Source organism: Litorilituus lipolyticus, assembly GCF_006439335.1.
GTDB lineage: Bacteria > Pseudomonadota > Gammaproteobacteria > Enterobacterales > Alteromonadaceae > Colwellia > Colwellia lipolytica.
The window spans coordinates 26,511-44,198 of sequence record NZ_SAWY01000016.1 but is presented as its reverse complement, the minus strand read 5'-3'; the positions used below and the strand labels follow the sequence as shown (position 1 = coordinate 44,198).

The window sequence follows — 17,688 nt, the reverse complement described above, 5'->3', positions numbered from 1 at the left end:
ATGTTATAATGAAGTTATTATGTTTTTATTTGTGTTATATATCAAATGGTTAAAGCTTCCTTTTCAATTGCTTTTGATGGTTATGAATTCTATCCAGATCATAATCAAGTGCACTATCAAGGTGAAACCACCAAAATAGAACCTAAAATCATGCAAGTATTTTGCTTGTTATTTGAGCATAAAGGGCAAGTGCTGAGTCGAGATCATATTGCCGAGCAACTATGGCCAGATATTGTTGTTGGCAATGAGGTTATTACCAGAGCCATATTTGAGTTACGTAAAGTGCTAAACGATAACCCAAAACAAGCAAGATACATTGAAACTATTCCTCGCAAGGGGTATTGCTTTATCTTTAATGGCTCAGAAGATAATGAGTTACCTATACCATCGAGATTTATAGAAAAGTCTAGTTTCTTAAAGGCACTTTTATTCATCGGTTGTATGTTGTGCATAGTGATATCTGCGTATTTTATACTGATTGACGATAACAATGCGCTTTCTAAAGTGCATAAGCACAAGGTATATCAAACAACATTATTTTCTAACGGACAGGAGAAAATATATTCTGCGAATTTATCACCTAGTTGGTCAAAAGCCTTGTATATAAAGCATGAAAGTTTAAATGGCAAGTGGCAGCTAGCCTTGAAGGAAATAGCAAATAATCGCACCAAACTCTTACTAGAAGATACTAAAAAACTTACCTCGGTTATTTGGGCAAATAATGACTCTTTAGCGTATCTTGCTCGTTGCCATAATACTCAATGTGAAGTATTGAAATTTGATTTGAATAAGAAAAAATTTCTTGATTCAGTGTATGCAACAAACAGCAATATTGTGGGAGTAGCTCTTTCAAAAGATAGTAAGATTATGGCTTTGTCTTTAATTGAGAAAGGCCGCTTATCAGTGCAATTATTAGTGAGTAATAGTAAAGAAAATGCTTTATTTATTCCAGACGCTAAGCTGTCAGGAAGTTATCCGGTATTTGATGATGAAGGCAAAAAAATTTATTTCACTGTTATCAGTGAAGATGGCAGTCAAGCTATTCAGAGCTATGATATTGAGAAACAAGAATATCGTTTAATATCGACTCAATTTTCACGTATTACAAGTTTAGAATTTGAGGGAGATCAACAGTTATTGATAGCGGGTAAAGCGAAAAATAGTAATGCGATATGGAGGTTAAATTTAACTACGAAAGCCGTTGAGCAAGTGTCCTCAATTCCACCTAGTAACTCGGCTTTTCAATTAGACTCAAATTCATTTTCATCTGATCTATTTTATTTACAAAAGCATTCAAATTTCGATATTTCTGCTATTGGGCTAGAAAAGCAGATTGACTTTTCAAAGCTAAATAGTCACGCCAATGATCTTAATGGCTTATGGGCGAGTATACATAAATCTGTCTTTTTTATATCGCAACGTACTGGTAATTATGAAGTTTATCGATATTCAGGTGATGAAGTGATTAAATTGACTAACCTTTATGCTGACAAGATAGAGAGACCTATTTTGAATGATGACCAGTCAAAATTAGCGTTTACCGTCTTAAAAGATAATAAATTAAAGATGTTTGTATTGGATATAGCGAGTACTGAAATTGTTTCCGAATATCAAATTGCTCAAACAAGTAGTTTATTAGCATGGTCAGATGATGCTAACTCAGTTTTTTTAAGCATCAGAAGTAATAATGTCTATGATATTTGGCAATATGATTTAAAAACGGCACAACTAACTAAACGGATATTGGCATCAGGATTAGTGGTGAAACAAAAAGCTCACAATGCAGGTATTTTTTATGGTGATTTATATAATAAAGCACTGATGTTTCGTAGTGAAGATGGTTCAGTGAAAGTAGCAAGGGATTTTTCAAATATTCCTCTACTAATTCGCCCTCATGCAATTGATATAGATTTAAATACTATGCGAGCTTTTTATATTGAACAAGGAGAGCAAGTAAATAACTTGGTTGTTAGTAATTTATTTGATAAAGAAGATACTTCGGAATTGATTTTTAAATTAGATAAGCAAAAGTTTGTCACAGACATAGGTATTACGAAAACTCCTTATGTAATCTACGATAAAGTTGATTCTAGGACATCACACTTAGTGATGCTAAATGCATTAGAGTATTAACTTATCCGTAAGGGTTTTTATCTCACTATGGAATCCTTTATAATATAGCCAATGTTATTATAAGACTTACACTATTCATTTATCACTATGATTTCACATAAGCTTTCCATTGCACCTATGCTTGATTGGACTGATCGACATTGTCGTTATTTTTATCGCTTGATGTCTGCTCATACGGTGCTCTATACCGAAATGGTCACAACAGGTGCTATATTACATGGCCGAGGAGATTATTTAGCCTATAACGAGGCTGAACACCCTTTAGTACTACAGCTTGGTGGTAGTGATGTTAAAGCCATGGTTGAGTGTGCCAAAATTGCAGAGCAACGAGGTTATGATGAAATCAATATTAATGTTGGTTGTCCGTCAGATAGAGTGCAAAACGGGCGTTTTGGTGCATGTTTAATGGCAGAGCCGACACTCGTTGCTGAATGTGTTAGTGAAATGCAAGCCGCGACTAAAGTCCCTGTTACCGTTAAATCGAGAATAGGGATTGATGATCAAGATAGTTATGAGTTTCTACATACTTTTATAGAGCAAGTCGCTAAAGCGGGCTGCCAACATTTTATTATTCATGCTAGAAAGGCTTGGTTAACAGGCTTAAGCCCTAAGCAAAATCGTGATATTCCTCCTCTAGATTATCAACGTGTTTATCAAATAAAAAAAGACTTCTCGGAATTAGAAATATCTATTAATGGTGGTATCAAATCGCTTGAAGAGGCGAGTGAGCATTTGCAACATGTCGATGGTGTTATGATTGGCCGAGAAATTTATAATAGCCCTTATTTATTAGCACAAGCCGATCAAAAACTATATCAAGCTACAACCCCCGTTTTAACTCGAGAGCAAGTCATTGAGCAAATGATTACTTATGTAGATCAACATGTAGCCTCAGGTGGTAAAGCATGGCATATATTAAGGCATATGTTGGGCTTATGTAATGGCCTAGCTGGTGCTCGGCAGTTTCGTCGTTATTTAAGTGAGTGTGCAGGCAAGCCAGAAGCTAATGGCACAACCTTAAAAGAAGCGTCACTAAAGGTAAATTTTAATTCCAATTAAATCTAAAGTGTTACGAAATTGAGAATAACTATCCCTAAATCGAACAAAAGGCTGGATAAGTTTTTAGAGCTGCTTCTAAAATTGTGCATTTTTGGCTAATAGTTGGTTAATTTCGCTACTTCAAAGAAGATTCTAGAAAAAACTAAAATCAGCAGACATAGCTGAAAAATAAAACTACTTATTTTTCAGGCAGATAAGAATTAATTCAGAAACTGGCACAACCTTTGTAACACTTGTTGCAACTTAGTAACAAGTAGCAATAAATATATAAGGATTGGTCATGCTAGATTTAACTTTCTTTTTTACTTTAACGATGATGCCAGTATTAGCTTTATTAGGTACATCTGTCTTAGTAAGCTTTTTTGAAAAAGAATCATCATAATCGGCTCTCCACTATAAAAGTAAAATCCTGCGCGATGTAAGGACATAAAGATCGCCATTACTTTCTATTTCTCAATTTATATAAACCAACTATCGAGTTGGTTTTTTTATGCCTGCAATATTGCATAACCTTTCTGACCCTAAATTAACCAGTTAAACAGAGCTTGTGTGGCTGAATATTGATTGGGCTGTTTTTGTACGTTTATTAAACCAAATCTTGTTTGGTCAATTTAACTAATTGACATGGCTAAATTGACCAAAATATAGTTTGACATAATATGTCTCAGAGCTTGGTTGATTTTGTTTGTTTGACATAATCTCTTTAATATCAGCCGCTTAAAAATATTTTAAACATTGGCACAGCACTTGTAATAGTACTTGTAACGATGTGAAGCTGACTAGCAAATGGTTAGTCAAATAGGTTTAACTGAAGTTGATATTAAGCATCACAATAACAGTTAACCACAATAACTAAATTTAAAAGAGAAGAAGGAATTGATGATGAAAACTTTAAACATTAAAAAAATGGCTTTGGTATTAGTTGTATCTTTAGGTGGTTTATTTTCTATGAATGCAAATGCGGCATCTGCCAGCGTAGAAAATACAGTGAGTGATTTTGTTGTGGCGCAAGGACAGCAGATGATGAAAGAACTTAATAAGCAACTTCAACAAACTATTGAACAAGAAGTTAAGGCTTTCTCATTAAATTTCACTTTTGATGAAACAGTTCAACAAGTCGATGCAGAAAAATCGCTTAAAGAAAATACTGAAAAATTATTAGCTAAAACAACTAACACAGTTAAAAAAAATACAAGTAATAAGTAATTTAAAGAGAACTAGGAGATAGACAGATGGGATTATTTACACGTTTTACCGATATTGTGAATGCAAACATTAACAGCATGCTAGATAAAGCAGAGCAACCGGAGAAAATGATTCGCTTAATCATTCAGGAAATGGAAGAAACCCTTGTTGAGGTTCGTGCTACAGCAGCTAAAAACATTGCAGAGCAAAAAACATTAGCTAGAAAAGTGTCGGCAAGCCAAGCAAGTGTTACTCATTGGCATGGTAAGGCTGAGCTAGCGCTGGCTAAAGATCGAGATGATTTGGCTAAGGCAGCATTAGCCCAAAAGCATAAGTACATAGCAGAGTTAGAACAACTGGAAGAAGAGAATAAGCACTTAAGTGAGTTTTTAACAGCAGTTCAGGATGATGCTCAGAAACTTCAAAGCAAGTTAAATGAAGCAAAACGTCGTCAAGAAGCTTTATTGCTAAGACAAGAGTCCGCAGAAGTAAGATTAAAAGTACGAGAAAAGGCGGCTATTTATAATATTGACGAAGCAATAGGTAAGTTCGAACGCTATCAACAAAAAATCGATCGTATAGAGGCGCAAGTTGAAGCGTTTGATATGACTGAAAATAAAGACTTATCAGCGCAAATTGCCGATTTAGAACAAGATGAAAATATCGAGCAAGAGTTAGCTGAAATGAAAAAGCAAGTTGCCAATGGATAGCAGCAAGTAATAGAAGGAGCTTCATCAGGGATGAAAACAGGTAAATAGGAAAAACCTGAAATAAGGATGAGGCAGGGAAGCCAAAAGTGGGTAGTAAATGAGGAGAGAGAAATGAATTATCGTAGAGAGTACACCAGAGAGAAAGTAGTGAGCCAAGGTTTATCAAAGGATATTGTGAACAAAAAGCTAACAGGTGTTTGTGCAGGTATTGCTAATCATTATGAATACCCAAGAGTGGTTGTTAGGGCGGCTGCTATAGGTGCATTAATATTTTTACCTGTGGCCACTGGCGTCGCTTATGTTGTCGCAAGCGCTTTACTACCAAGCCAAAGGGCTTATTAACAAACGAAAATAACGGCGCAGGTTATGAGTTTGAAAGCAATGGAACAGAGGGGGAGGAACATGACTTTTTTTAAATCTTTAATGCTAGCTATTCTAGCGACACTTTTTTTAACTTACGTTTTAGGAACAGGTTTATTAGAGTTATTAAATGTGAGTGTTTATATGGGAGAGGAATTAATCGAGCCCATTAAAGCTATAAGTGTCTCCGCATTGGTAGTTGTGTTACTTGTCATTGCTGCTTTAGCCATTGTGCTAAGCGTTTTTGGGAGTCTGATTTTTATAGGGTTATTAATTGTCGGCTCAATAGCTATGGTTGCTGTTGGCGTGTTTTGGCCAGTGTTGCTAATTGCATTAGTGATTTGGTTTGCAACAAAAGATAAACCTCAAACGCAATATAGGTAATATTGTAAAAAGTGAGTTGATTAGCCTGTAATGCGTACAGGCTTTTTTATTTAGGGCATGAGTTCGTTACTTGGTTCTAAAAAAGCTAGACAAAATATTTTTACATTCTTCAGTATTCATCAGTCGTGAAAACTGTTCGCCCTCTTCCTTGATTATTTGAGGCAACACGGTTTGGTTAGCTTGGCGCATGAGTTTTTTACTGGTTAATACGGCATCTTGGGGCAATTCAGCGATGGATGAAGCAACATCTCTGGTAATACTGAGCAGTTCTTTTGGCTGACAAACTTGATTGATAATGCCATATTCTAAGGCTTGATTTGCAGAAAATGTTTTACCCAGAACTAATAGTTCAAAAGCACGGTTATGGCCGACACGTTGTGTTAATAATAAACTAGAGCCAGCTTCGGGACACAAGCCCAATTGGGTGAAGGGTAGCTTAAACTTACTATTGTTAGCTGCTATAACCATATCGCAATGAAGTAAAAGGGTGGTGCCTATACCAACGGCTGCCCCAGCTACGCCAGCAATTAAAGGCTTATTGAATTCGGCAAGTGTGCTAACAAACTCAAGTGCCGCGAGATCTTCATCATGTGAACATTGTAAGAAGTCATCAAGGTCATTGCCAGCAGTAAAACACTCTGCATTGCCCTGAATGACTAGACAATGAATGTTTTCGTTTGTCATGGCATCTTTAAAATGTTGACAAAGTTGTTGATACATTTCGGTATTTAAGGCATTTTTTTTATCGAAACGATTTAGGGTTATAGTAAAAATACCCTGAGCATTGGAAGTAAGAATTAAATCTGACATGTCTGACCAGTTAGTCGTTGAACAATGCAGTTAACAATAGAGCTTATTAAAAAGGATGTATAGCGAAAATGATAAAAAATTACTTTAGCTTTGTACTTATAACAATAGTCAGCTTCTTTGCTGTTTCAATTCAAGCAAATGAATTAAGCATTGAGATAAAAGCAGCTGATGCTTATGTAAGGGCTAGCATACCCGGTACTGAGATTACTTCAGCTTATATGACAATAGTGAATAATAGTGAAAAAACAGTGACTTTAACTAAGGTGAGCAGTAAAATTTCACCGCAGATAGAAATACATCAGAACATCATGATAAACGATATGATGAAAATGCAAAAATTAGAGTCTGTTAAAATAAAAGGTAACGAGTCATTAGTACTACAGCCTTCGGGGTTGCATTTAATGTTATTTAAATTAACACATGCATTAAAACCAAATGAGGTTGTTGAGTTAGCATTACATTTTAGTGATGAACAAGTAAAAGTGGTTCAGCTACCTGTTAAAAGTTTGAAGCAAAAGCAGCAACATCATCATCACCACTAGGAGTGGATTATGAACATTAACTTATCTACGCGAACTATTTCCCTTATTGTCGCTGGCGTATTTGTCTTTTTCTATGGACTTGGCGTGTACTGGAGTATAGAACCTGATTCTATTGATATTGAAAAAGAAGTGACTCTGGCAGCTCAAGCGGAAAATGTTGCACCTGTGGTTGGTTATACTACTACTACAGCATTAATTAAAGTGGCTGAAACGCTTCTTAATAAACCGGGTGGATATTTGGCAAATGACGCATTACCGCCTTCGGTATTTCTAGATAATATGCCTGCATGGGAATTCGGTGTCTTAGAGATGGTTAGAGATATGGCTTTAGTTATGCGAAAAGACTTTAGTCGCTCTCAATCACAGTCTTTGGTTAATCAACACTTAAAAGAAGCCCAGCCCCGTTTTAATATTAATCATCGCAAATGGGCTATGCCCAGTGCTGAGTCAGAATACCAAAAAGCGATCAATAGCTTATATAAATACCGTGCAGGATTAGTAAGTATTAATGGTCAGGAAAGAGCACAGTTTTATGCCAGAGCTGATAACTTAAGAGCTTATATTGAAGAGGTGCAAAAGCGTTTAGGGAGCTATTCACATCGGTTAAGTTCTAGTGTCGGTCGTGAACAGGTTAATACTGATCTTGCAGGAGACAGTCAAGCACAACAATCAAGTAGTGCGGCAAGTCAATTACAGATCAAAACAAGTTGGTGGAAAATTGATGATGAGTTTTATGAAGCTCGAGGTGCTGCATGGGCGTTATTGCAATTATTAAAAGCCGTTGAAATTGATTTTGAAAGTGTATTAACCAATAAAAATGCCAAAATCAGTTTACAACAAATTATTAGAGAGCTAGAAGCAAGCCAGCAAACACTTTGGAGCCCAATGGTATTGAATGGAGATGGCTTTGGTGTTTTAGCAAATCACTCTTTGGTGATGGCAAATTATATATCTAGAGCTAATGCAGCTCTTATTGATTTAAATGAATTATTAAGCAAAGGATAAAAAATGAAAAAGACAATGTTAGCCGCTAGCTTAGCGCTTATGACCTGTGCTACAGCACAAGCTGATACTTTGTTAGGCTTGTATATTGGCGGCCAAGCATGGGCGAATCAAACTAGTGGTAGCTTTGGTGAAGGCGAAATTGATCAAGCAGTTTTTAACTTTGACGATGAATATCAAGGTAGTTATTTCATTGCCTTTGAGCATCCTATTCCATTAATTCCAAATGCGAAAATTGCTCGCACGTCACTAGATACAGTAGGGGGCACGCAGCTAACTTCTACTTTTGAGTTTAATGGTGAAGTTTATAGTGCGAATACAACACTAGACACAACCCTTGATACCAGCTATATCGACTATACGCTCTATTATGAGTTATTTGATAACGACTTGTTAACCTTTGACTTTGGTTTAACTGCAAGAGAAATAGATACCTACATTAAAGTAGAAGATTCTATTACTTCACTAAATAGTGACTTATCAGCGAGCGGCTATATTCCTATGCTTTATCTATCAACAATTGTTGGACTACCGTTTACAGGCTTCAACTTCTTTGCTGAAGGTAACTTTGTTAGTTACGATGATAATACCGTTTATGATGTACAAGCGGGTGTTAGTTATGAGCTTCTTGATAACCTAGCTGTCGATCTAGATTTAACTGTTGGCTATCGCAGTGTTAAACTCGAATTGAATGACCTTGATGACTTTTACAGTGATATGACATTTGATGGCTTGTTTGTTGGGGCTATCGTTCACTTTTAATCGTATCAATAATTAATAATATTGAGCCCTCAAATCTACATGGTTTTGGGGCTTTTTTATGGCCGGGTATTTTTAGCTTTTCATCTTTTGTGCTAAACGTTGATGTTTCAGATATCGATCATGCAATATTTCGACTCGCTCAACATAAACTTTAGTTTCAGCATAGGGTGGAATACCACCATAACGTTTAATCGTGCCTTCACCTGCATTATACGCTGCAGAGGTTAGGCTGATATTGCCCTTATACTTTCTGAGTAAACGAGACAAATGCTTTACACCGCCATTGATATTTTGTTGGGCTACAAAAGGGTTTTTAACTCCTAACCATTGGGCTGTTTCAGGCATAAGCTGCATTAAGCCTTGTGCACCTTGCTTGGAAATGGCTTTTGAATCAAAGTGTGACTCAGCATGAATAATGGCTTTTACATAAGCAGGATCAATACCGTATTGATTAGAGGCTTCACTAATAAGTGAGTGATACTTTGTTAAATAAAGTTTAGCTTTTCGCCAATTGATCAAAGAATCAACCTTACAAGCAAAACAATCAAACCTTACTTGCGTGTAGTCAACTCCCATTGGTTCAATACCTGAAAAAGAAGTCACACCCTTGGCTGATTTGTATTTATAGATAGGTGTTTGCTTAATATTTTTAGTGTTTGCATTGGCTAGCGAACAAAAACAAAGCAAAACTATACTGTTTATTAATTTTATGTGGTGCGAGAACAAAATAACAACCTAGTTAAGTTTATCTTTATAAATCATGGGCTGATAGCGTTTACTTTGTCAAGTTGAACACAAAATCATCAAAATTTTATAGCATTTAAATATAACTCGGCAGTTACTTTGCCAAGAATAAAAATATCAATATTCCTTTTTGGAATAAAAAATCGCTATCTATTCCTTCTGAAATTACTTTTTTTTGTCTATTCTTGCACCATCAATTGCAATGGGTGAAATCGTTATGTTGCCAGAGCAGCACTTAAAAAATCAAAATACTTCAAATGGCAGTAGTTCGTTAGATGCTAGCCAATTAACACAGTTACAACAAGTTACAGCTAACTATTCTTCATTACAGCTTGCTTGGGCTAGTGGTTATTTAGCAGCGAAGAGTGAACAAGGGCAAAATGCTCAAACTGTGCCGAGCACTGCAGTCGCTGCGGCAAAAACGTTAACTATTTTATATGCATCACAAACAGGTAATGCCAAAGGTGTCGCAACACAACTAGCCACCACAGCTACTGATGCTGGTATTACGGTTAATTTAAAAAATATTGCTGATTATAAAGCGAAATCACTTAAGTCAGAATCACACTTACTTATTGTGGCAAGTACTAATGGTGAAGGCGAGCCACCTGATGATGCTATTGAGTTTCATGAATTTTTATCAGGAAAAAAAGCACCAAAATTACCAACCTTACGCTATAGCGTTTTAGCGTTAGGTGACAGCAGTTATGAATTTTTCTGTCAAACAGGCAAAGATTTTGATGAGCGCTTAAAAGCTTTAGGAGCTGAACAAGTAGCACCTCGCGTTGATTGTGATGTTGACTACGACAGCGATAGCCAAAGTTGGTCATTAAATATCGTAGAAAGCCTAAAAGAAGAATTAACTCAAGCTGAAGCCGGTTTAGCTCCAGTATTTGATTTGCCTGTAACTAGTGGCGCTGCAAGTCAATACAATAAGCAAAACCCACTTTCAGCTGAATTCTCGTTAAGTCAGAAAATCACCGGTCGAGACTCTGCCAAAGATGTTCGTCATATTGAAATAGATTTAGGTGAATCAGGTTTAACTTATCAAGCAGGCGATGCATTAGGTGTTTGGTTTGAAAATGATCCACAACTTGTGACTGAGCTATTGGCCGCGATGAACTTTACTGGTGAAGAACAAGTAACACTTCAGTTAAGTGGTGAAGAGAAATCATTCAGTTTACAAGAGGCGCTCACAGACCAGCTTGAAATTACGCAAACCGCACCAGCCTTCATTGAGTACTGGGCAAGCCTTAGTAACGATAAAGCCTTGCTCGCTGTCGCTGCTGATAAAAATACAGCTCGTGAATATGCAGCCAATCATCAAATAATTGATGTTGTTAGCGCTGCGAAAGCAGAGTTATCGGCACAAGATTTTGTCGATAGCCTTCGTAAAATCACACCGCGATTATATTCAATCGCTTCTGCACAGGCAGAGGTTGAGGAAGAAGTTCACTTAACAGTCGGTCTTGTTGAATATGACAAAAATGGCCAGCAACGAACAGGTGGTGCTTCAGGTTATTTAGCTAACCGTCTTGAAGAAGGTCAAGCCGTTAAAGTTTTTGTTGAACATAATGATAATTTCCGCTTGCCAGCAAATGGTGAAACACCAGTGATCATGATTGGTCCAGGTACAGGTGTTGCGCCATTTAGAGCGTTCATGCAGCAAAGAGATGCAGATGAAGCAACAGGTGATAACTGGATGTTCTTTGGCGACCAAACATTCACACAAGATTTCTTATATCAAGTTGAATGGCAAGGCTATTTAAAATCAGGTCTATTGACTCGCTTAGATTTGGCTTTTTCTAGAGATCAGGCTGAGAAAATCTATGTACAAGATCGTCTACGCGAAAATGCAAAAGAGCTGTTTGCTTGGTTAGAGCGTGGCGCACACGTATACATATGTGGCGACATGAGCCGAATGGCAAAAGATGTTGAAGCTGCTTTATTAGCAATAATTGCTGAACAAGGTAGCTTGAGCGAAGAGCAAGCAAAAGATTACTTAAAAGATTTACGTAACGCTAAGCGTTATCAGAAGGATGTATATTAATGACTGATTCAACTCAAGCAAACGGCCCATTAGTTGTTGAAGGCAATTTGGCTGATAACGAGCGTCTAAAGCGAGAAAGTAACTTTTTACGCGGCACGATAGAACAAGATTTATCAGATCGAGTTACCGGTGGTTTTACTGCTGATAATTTTCAGCTTATTCGTTTTCACGGTATGTATCAGCAAGATGATAGAGATATCCGTGCTGAACGTACTAAGCAGAAGTTAGAGCCATTACATAATGTAATGCTTCGTGCTCGCATGCCCGGCGGAATTATTAAGCCTGAACAATGGTTAGCGATTGACAAATTTGCTGCTGATAAAACTATGTATGGCAGTATTCGTTTAACAACCCGTCAAACCTTTCAGTTTCATGGCGTGTTAAAGCCGAACATTAAATTAATGCATCAAACATTAAACAGTATTGGTATCGATTCAATTGCAACCGCTGGTGATGTTAACCGAAATGTTTTATGTACGACGAACCCTGTTGAATCAGAGCTTCACCAAGAAGCTTATGAGTGGGCAACTAAAATAAGTGAACACTTGCTTCCTAGAACACGTGCTTATGCAGAAATTTGGTTAGATGGTGAAAAGCTTGAAGGTCCTGAAGGTAAAGAAACCCAAGAGCCAATTTTAGGCAGTAATTATTTACCTCGTAAATTCAAAACTACGGTTGTCATTCCACCGCAAAATGATGTGGATGTACATGCCAATGACTTGAACTTTGTTGCTATTGCCGAGCAGGGAAAATTAGTTGGTTTTAATGTACTTGTGGGAGGCGGTTTAGCCATGACCCATGGTGACAAATCAACTTACCCAAGAAAAGCCGATGATTTAGGTTTTGTTCCGTTAGCAAATACCCTTGATGTTGCGGCAGCTGTTGTGACAACACAACGTGACTGGGGTAACCGTGTTAATCGTAAGAATGCTAAAACAAAGTATACCTTAGACCGTGTGGGTACTGATGTTTTCAAAACTGAAGTAGAGAAACGAGCAGGTATTACTTTTGAAGCGTCTCGTCCTTATGAATTTACTGGTCGTGGAGACAGAATTGGCTGGGTTGAAGGCTTTGATGGTAAGCACCATTTAGCCTTGTTTATTGAAAATGGTCGATTATTAGATTACCCAGGTAAAGCATTGAAAACTGGTGTTGCTGAAATTGCAAAAATTCACAAAGGTGATTTTCGCATGACTGCTAATCAGAATTTGATTGTGGCAGGCGTGGCGCTTGAAGACAAAGCACAAATTGAAAAAATCGCCCGTGAACATGGTTTGATGGACGATGGTGTGTCAAAACAGCGCAAAGATTCAATGGCTTGTGTTGCTTTTCCAACCTGTCCATTAGCTATGGCTGAAGCTGAGCGTTACCTACCTGGCTTAGTTGATGAGGTTGAAGGCATTCTTGCTAAACATAATGTTGCAGATGAAAGCATTATATTACGCGTGACAGGTTGCCCGAACGGTTGTGGTAGAGCCATGCTGGCAGAAATTGGTCTAGTAGGTAAAGGGCCAGGAAAATACAACATGCACTTAGGCGGTAATGTTTCAGGTACTCGCGTACCTAAAATGTATAAAGAAAACTTAAGTGAACAAGATATTTTGACCGAAATTAATACTTTAGTTGCCCGCTGGGCTACTGAGCGCAACGCAAATGAATCGTTTGGTGATTTTGTTATTCGTGCCAGCATCATTGCTGAAGTGAAGGTCAGTAAGCGAGATTTTCATGATTAATGTTGAGCAAACCGCTAATAAGCCAGTTATCAACAACCGATTTCCTGCGTCATTACCAGAGCCTTGGTTGAATCAGTGGAATGAGCTACTTGAAAAGCAATCGGCGACAGAACGTATAGAATGGGCAATGGAGAATTTGCCCTCTCAATTTGTACTCTCGTCAAGCTTTGGTATTCAATCTGCGGTAATGTTGCATATGATGACGCAAGTCGATAGCAATATTCCGGTGATATTGACTGATACAGGGCATTTGTTTCCTGAAACATACCGTTTTATTGATCAAATGGCAGAGCGTTTGAAGCTGAATCTTCAAGTGTATAGTGCCAAAGAAAGTGCTGCGTGGCAATTGGCTAAATACGGTGAGCAATGGTGTCAAGGTGATGAGGCTTTAAAGCAATATAATCGTCGTAATAAAGTTGAACCACTAGAAAGAGGGTTATCTGAATTAAATGCAGGTACTTGGTTTTCTGGAGTACGACGTCAACAATCAGAGCACCGTCAGGGTTTATCGGTGGTGAGTATTTTACGTGGCCGTTTTAAAGTGCATCCAATTATTGATTGGCATAATAAAGATGTGCATGAGTACTTAACTAAACATAACTTACCTTATCATCCATTATGGGATGAGGGATATGTTTCTGTCGGAGACGTACACAGTACTCAGCCATTAACTTTAGGCATGGATGAAAGCGATACTCGCTTTGGTGGTGGTCAACGAGAATGTGGTCTTCATACTGATGGTGATGGTATATAAGAAAAAAAGCGACAATATGTCGCTTTTTTTAAGCCTTATTATTAATTAGTAATATCAATAAGGCGACTTAATTGTTGCTTTAATACTTCAAGAAAGTCTTCATTGGGTTTATCACTAATTAACTGAGCCAATTCACAGCCTAGAGGAGTGAACTTATAAAATTGAATGCTAGTATTTGTTTTTAGGGCACTAAACTTTAAATTTATGCCGTTATAATTGAGGTTAAGCGCTTCTGTTTTGTTGGCAAAACTTAACTCACTTTCTTGTAAATAGAGTAGATTATTCTCTGCTAGTGCCATTAAGTTAGCGAAATTCAAGCCATATTGGCTTAGATTGATATGCGCTTGTCTGCTTTTAGAGAAAAAATTTAACAACCCTGGTTGTTGATAAGCACCACTGATTAAGCGAATGTGCTTCTTACTGGAGTCTTGAACAGCGAGTGAGCAGGCTTTAGCGAATAGCTTCGCATCAAAAATGCTCATATCACGAAAAATTTTTAATGATTTATAAGAGAATGAGCCTGGCTTTACTAATTCTCCGGCCAAAATTTTTGCCCAAAGATCTTGCATGGTTGGATTACTGACTTCTTGGGCTAAATTAATATAGCGGCTAAACCAATCATGATCTGTTCTATGTCGAATATCAGAATTTGCATGGTAACTTAATGTTTTCTGAATGATTTGTTCAATGTTTTGTTGCTGCCTTGCATTGATTAATCGATTACGTTTATTAACCCTATCCTCAATTGGCATTTTTTTCTCAGGGGGAATAAGGGCGCCATCAATGGCAAATTGATTTGCAAGCTTTAAAAATTGCACAGAGGCAGAAGCATCATTTTGCGTGTTGTCATTAACATCAGCGACAATGACGTTTTGTGATTCACTCGTAGCTTTTTTGTTATCTACAGCAATAATGGAACTTTCGTCTTTCTTCACTTCAATAACTCCCTTATAGCGCAATAACCTATATCTAGATGCTTAAAATATAATCAGTAGTGAATGATTTTGTACAGCTTTTTCAGATTTTGCAAAGATTTACTTTATAATCAATAATTTTATTGTATGACTTAAATAAATATTGTTAAAGTAACTTTTATTATGATATTTATTGGTGTAAATAAGTAGTATTGAGTTATAGTTAATCTAGTATTCTTTTGTAAAAATATTTAATAGAGATTTTTCTGACATAAAGGAGTTAGTCAGAGATCTGAGGGCAGTATGCAAGCATCAGAAAATTCAAATGATGATTTCCTATTTATCGACGATAGCGATGAAGATGAAATTCTAGCTCAAGGTGGCAATGAAACTTGGCAAGTTCTGATTGTAGATGATGATCCTGAAATTCATTCCGTCACCCAATTAGCTTTGTCAGATTTGGTCGTTCTTGGTAGACACTTAGAATATGTTCACGCGTATTCTGGTAGTGAAGCATGTAAGCTAATTGAAGAAAACCCTGAGATAGTCCTTGTCTTATTAGACGTTGTCATGGAAACGGATGACGCTGGTTTAAATGTTGTAAAACACATTAGAGAAAATTTAAATCGTCAAGATATTCGTATTGTTCTTCGTACTGGCCAGCCAGGTTATGCCCCTGAAGAAAGCGTCATTAAAGAGTATGATATTAATGACTATAAAACTAAAACAGAATTAACTCGCCGAAAGCTTGTCACGACAGTTTTTGCTGCCATACGCTCATATCAACAAATCGCTACTGTTAATGAAAATAGAGCAGGCTTAGAGTCGATTGTTGCAGGTTCAACTGAATTATCCTCTCAGCATTCAATTTCAGCATTTTGCGCTAGTGTCCTAGAACAGTTAAAAAATCTAGTTACCGATGGTGCTTCAAGTGTATTCTGTGCTCGAGGTCAAGGTATAATTGATAACGTTGATGATCTAAGTTTTTACGTACTGGCGCAAAATGGCCATGAGACAGCTTTAGTCAATCAAAAATTAGAGCAGTTAAAAAGTGAGCAAGCCAATAAGTTTGTTAAAACTTGCTTCCTCCAACAACAGCATCAGATTGCAGATGAACACTTAAGTTTATATATTGCAAAGGGTGATTATCGTGCTGTTATTTTTGTTGAATTAGCTACGCCACTTTCTGAAACGCAAACTCAATTACTCCATGTTTTTCTCTCTGGTGTTTCAGTTGGCTATGAAAATGTTCACCTATTCCAAAAGCTTAGTAATGCTGCTTATAAAGATTGGTTAACTAACTTACCCAATAGATTAGAATTCCTACGTTTACTCGATGATTTTTCTCAACAAAACGGTGAGCAATTAGTCGCTGCATTAATAGATATTAATCACTTTAGTGATATTAATGATGCGCTTGGTCAAGATATTGGTAATCAGCTACTTACCGCCGTAGCTAAACGTATGCTGGAAATTGGCAGTATTTGTAAATTTGCGCGTGTTGGTGCTGATGTATTTGGGATTATCGGGCCAGTAAGTATTGTAACGCCTGAAAATTTGATGGGACTATTTCATCACCCCTTTTCAGCAGGTGAACAGCATCTCCCCATTAATGCATGTTTTGGTTTCTGCACAAAAGAGCATGCTGAAAATTCAGGCGTTAAAGTACTTAATCAAATTAACATAGCCCTTAACTTAGCTAAGAAAAATCGCTTAGAACATTTTGCATTTTATAACCCTGAAATGGAAGATCAAATGCAGTGGCGTTTGGGGATGATTAGGCAATTAAGAAATGATTTTGCTACCAATTGTTTAGAGCTTTGGTATCAACCGCAATTAAGTTTAGCTTCAGGCAAGGTGATTGGTGCTGAAGCCCTATTACGTTGGCGTACCGCAGATGGTAATTATGTTTCTCCGGCAGTGTTTATCCCGCTTGCCGAGTACTCAGGCTTAATTATTGAGATTGGCGACTGGGTTATTAAGCAGGCTTGTCAACAAATTCAGCGTTTAGAGAATACCTTTGGTGATATAAGTATTTCAGTTAATGTTTCTATTCCGCAGTTTAGGCGTGATGATTTTGTTGATACCGTTATTGGTTCCATCAAAGCACATCAGATTGATCCAAGTAAATTAGAATTAGAGATTACTGAAAATATCTTAATGGATGATCCACAACTTGTGGTTGATGCTTTGATAAAGCTTAAGTCTGAAGGTATCAGTATTGCACTTGATGATTTTGGTACAGGTTATTCATCATTAAGTTATTTACAAAAATTACCACTAGATCGCTTGAAAGTAGATCGCGCTTTTGTCACAAACATAGCTGAAGAAGGCCAGTCTGTCATTGCTGAAACAATCATTAACTTAGGCAAAAAGATGGAACTCAAAGTTATTGCAGAAGGGATTGAAGAGCTCAAGCAGCAAGAACGTTTATTGGAATTAGGTTGTGATGAAGTGCAAGGTTTCTACTACGCAAAGCCTATGCCTGAAAAAGACTTTATCGAATTCTTAAATGCGAACCACTAAGCTTACTCGAAACTAACAAC

General features: G+C 37.1%; 16 protein-coding genes. 13 read left to right on the top strand and 3 right to left on the bottom strand.

The genetic code is table 11. The annotated features are described in order from the left end of the window. The first annotated feature begins 45 nt into the window (after window positions 1-45). The 6 genes from EPA86_RS07460 (at window position 46) to EPA86_RS07435 (ending at window position 5,831) form a co-directional block, all read left to right on the top strand. Window positions 46-2,133 (top strand): winged helix-turn-helix domain-containing protein, encoded by a 2,088-nt coding sequence (locus EPA86_RS07460; protein ID WP_140602806.1) that lies wholly within the window; start codon window positions 46-48, stop codon window positions 2,131-2,133. A gap of 87 nt (window positions 2,134-2,220) precedes the next feature. Beyond that, a complete protein-coding gene (gene dusA, locus EPA86_RS07455) occupies window positions 2,221-3,192 on the top strand; it encodes a tRNA dihydrouridine(20/20a) synthase DusA (RefSeq protein WP_140602805.1) in 972 nt (323 codons plus the stop codon). 882 nt (window positions 3,193-4,074) lie between these two features. Then, window positions 4,075-4,398 (top strand): hypothetical protein, encoded by a 324-nt coding sequence (locus EPA86_RS07450; protein WP_140602804.1) that lies wholly within the window; start codon window positions 4,075-4,077, stop codon window positions 4,396-4,398. A gap of 26 nt (window positions 4,399-4,424) precedes the next feature. Continuing rightward, window positions 4,425-5,087 (top strand): phage shock protein PspA, encoded by a 663-nt coding sequence (pspA, locus tag EPA86_RS07445; RefSeq protein WP_140602803.1) that lies wholly within the window; start codon window positions 4,425-4,427, stop codon window positions 5,085-5,087. A gap of 111 nt (window positions 5,088-5,198) precedes the next feature. Further along, window positions 5,199-5,429: a PspC domain-containing protein gene (locus EPA86_RS07440; protein WP_140602802.1), complete on the top strand. Its 231-nt coding sequence runs from the start codon at window positions 5,199-5,201 to the stop codon at window positions 5,427-5,429. A gap of 60 nt (window positions 5,430-5,489) precedes the next feature. Next, window positions 5,490-5,831, top strand: a complete 342-nt coding sequence (locus EPA86_RS07435; RefSeq protein ID WP_140602801.1) for a hypothetical protein — start codon at window positions 5,490-5,492, stop codon at window positions 5,829-5,831. Between the two features lie 66 nt (window positions 5,832-5,897). Here EPA86_RS07435 and EPA86_RS07430 read toward each other — a convergent pair whose 3' ends face one another. Next, a complete protein-coding gene (locus EPA86_RS07430; RefSeq protein WP_140602800.1) occupies window positions 5,898-6,641 on the bottom strand; it encodes an enoyl-CoA hydratase in 744 nt (247 codons plus the stop codon). Between the two features lie 68 nt (window positions 6,642-6,709). Between EPA86_RS07430 and EPA86_RS07425 the strand changes: the two genes are divergently transcribed. The 3 genes from EPA86_RS07425 to EPA86_RS07415 are packed head-to-tail and all read left to right on the top strand — an operon-like array spanning window position 6,710 to window position 8,947. Continuing rightward, the gene (locus EPA86_RS07425; RefSeq protein ID WP_140602799.1) at window positions 6,710-7,183 is read left to right on the top strand and encodes a copper chaperone PCu(A)C; all 474 of its coding nucleotides are present in this window, start codon (window positions 6,710-6,712) and stop codon (window positions 7,181-7,183) included. Between the two features lie 9 nt (window positions 7,184-7,192). After that, window positions 7,193-8,188 (top strand): DUF2333 family protein, encoded by a 996-nt coding sequence (locus EPA86_RS07420; protein ID WP_140602798.1) that lies wholly within the window; start codon window positions 7,193-7,195, stop codon window positions 8,186-8,188. A 3-nt stretch (window positions 8,189-8,191) separates the two neighbouring features. Continuing rightward, a complete protein-coding gene (locus EPA86_RS07415) occupies window positions 8,192-8,947 on the top strand; it encodes a TIGR04219 family outer membrane beta-barrel protein (RefSeq protein WP_140602797.1) in 756 nt (251 codons plus the stop codon). 72 nt (window positions 8,948-9,019) lie between these two features. Here EPA86_RS07415 and EPA86_RS07410 read toward each other — a convergent pair whose 3' ends face one another. Continuing rightward, a complete protein-coding gene (locus EPA86_RS07410) occupies window positions 9,020-9,550 on the bottom strand; it encodes a lytic transglycosylase domain-containing protein (protein WP_246058304.1) in 531 nt (176 codons plus the stop codon). A 358-nt stretch (window positions 9,551-9,908) separates the two neighbouring features. Between EPA86_RS07410 and EPA86_RS07405 the strand changes: the two genes are divergently transcribed. The 3 genes from EPA86_RS07405 to EPA86_RS07395 are packed head-to-tail and all read left to right on the top strand — an operon-like array spanning window position 9,909 to window position 14,228. Continuing rightward, entirely contained in the window at window positions 9,909-11,741 is a 1,833-nt protein-coding gene (locus tag EPA86_RS07405; protein ID WP_140602826.1) for an assimilatory sulfite reductase (NADPH) flavoprotein subunit, read from the top strand. Further along, a complete protein-coding gene (cysI, locus tag EPA86_RS07400; protein ID WP_140602796.1) occupies window positions 11,741-13,474 on the top strand; it encodes an assimilatory sulfite reductase (NADPH) hemoprotein subunit in 1,734 nt (577 codons plus the stop codon). Before EPA86_RS07405 ends, cysI begins: the two co-directional genes overlap by 1 nt. Next, entirely contained in the window at window positions 13,467-14,228 is a 762-nt protein-coding gene (locus EPA86_RS07395) for a phosphoadenylyl-sulfate reductase (protein WP_140602795.1), read from the top strand. Before cysI ends, EPA86_RS07395 begins: the two co-directional genes overlap by 8 nt. A 41-nt stretch (window positions 14,229-14,269) precedes the next feature. On the opposite strand, the gene EPA86_RS07390 is transcribed toward EPA86_RS07395, so the two are convergent. After that, entirely contained in the window at window positions 14,270-15,163 is an 894-nt protein-coding gene (locus tag EPA86_RS07390) for a TIGR03899 family protein (RefSeq protein ID WP_170309592.1), read from the bottom strand. Between the two features lie 282 nt (window positions 15,164-15,445). Between EPA86_RS07390 and EPA86_RS07385 the strand changes: the two genes are divergently transcribed. After that, complete coding sequence (locus EPA86_RS07385; protein WP_140602794.1) at window positions 15,446-17,668, top strand: bifunctional diguanylate cyclase/phosphodiesterase; 2,223 nt, start codon at window positions 15,446-15,448, stop codon at window positions 17,666-17,668. Window positions 17,669-17,688: the final 20 nt, after the last annotated feature.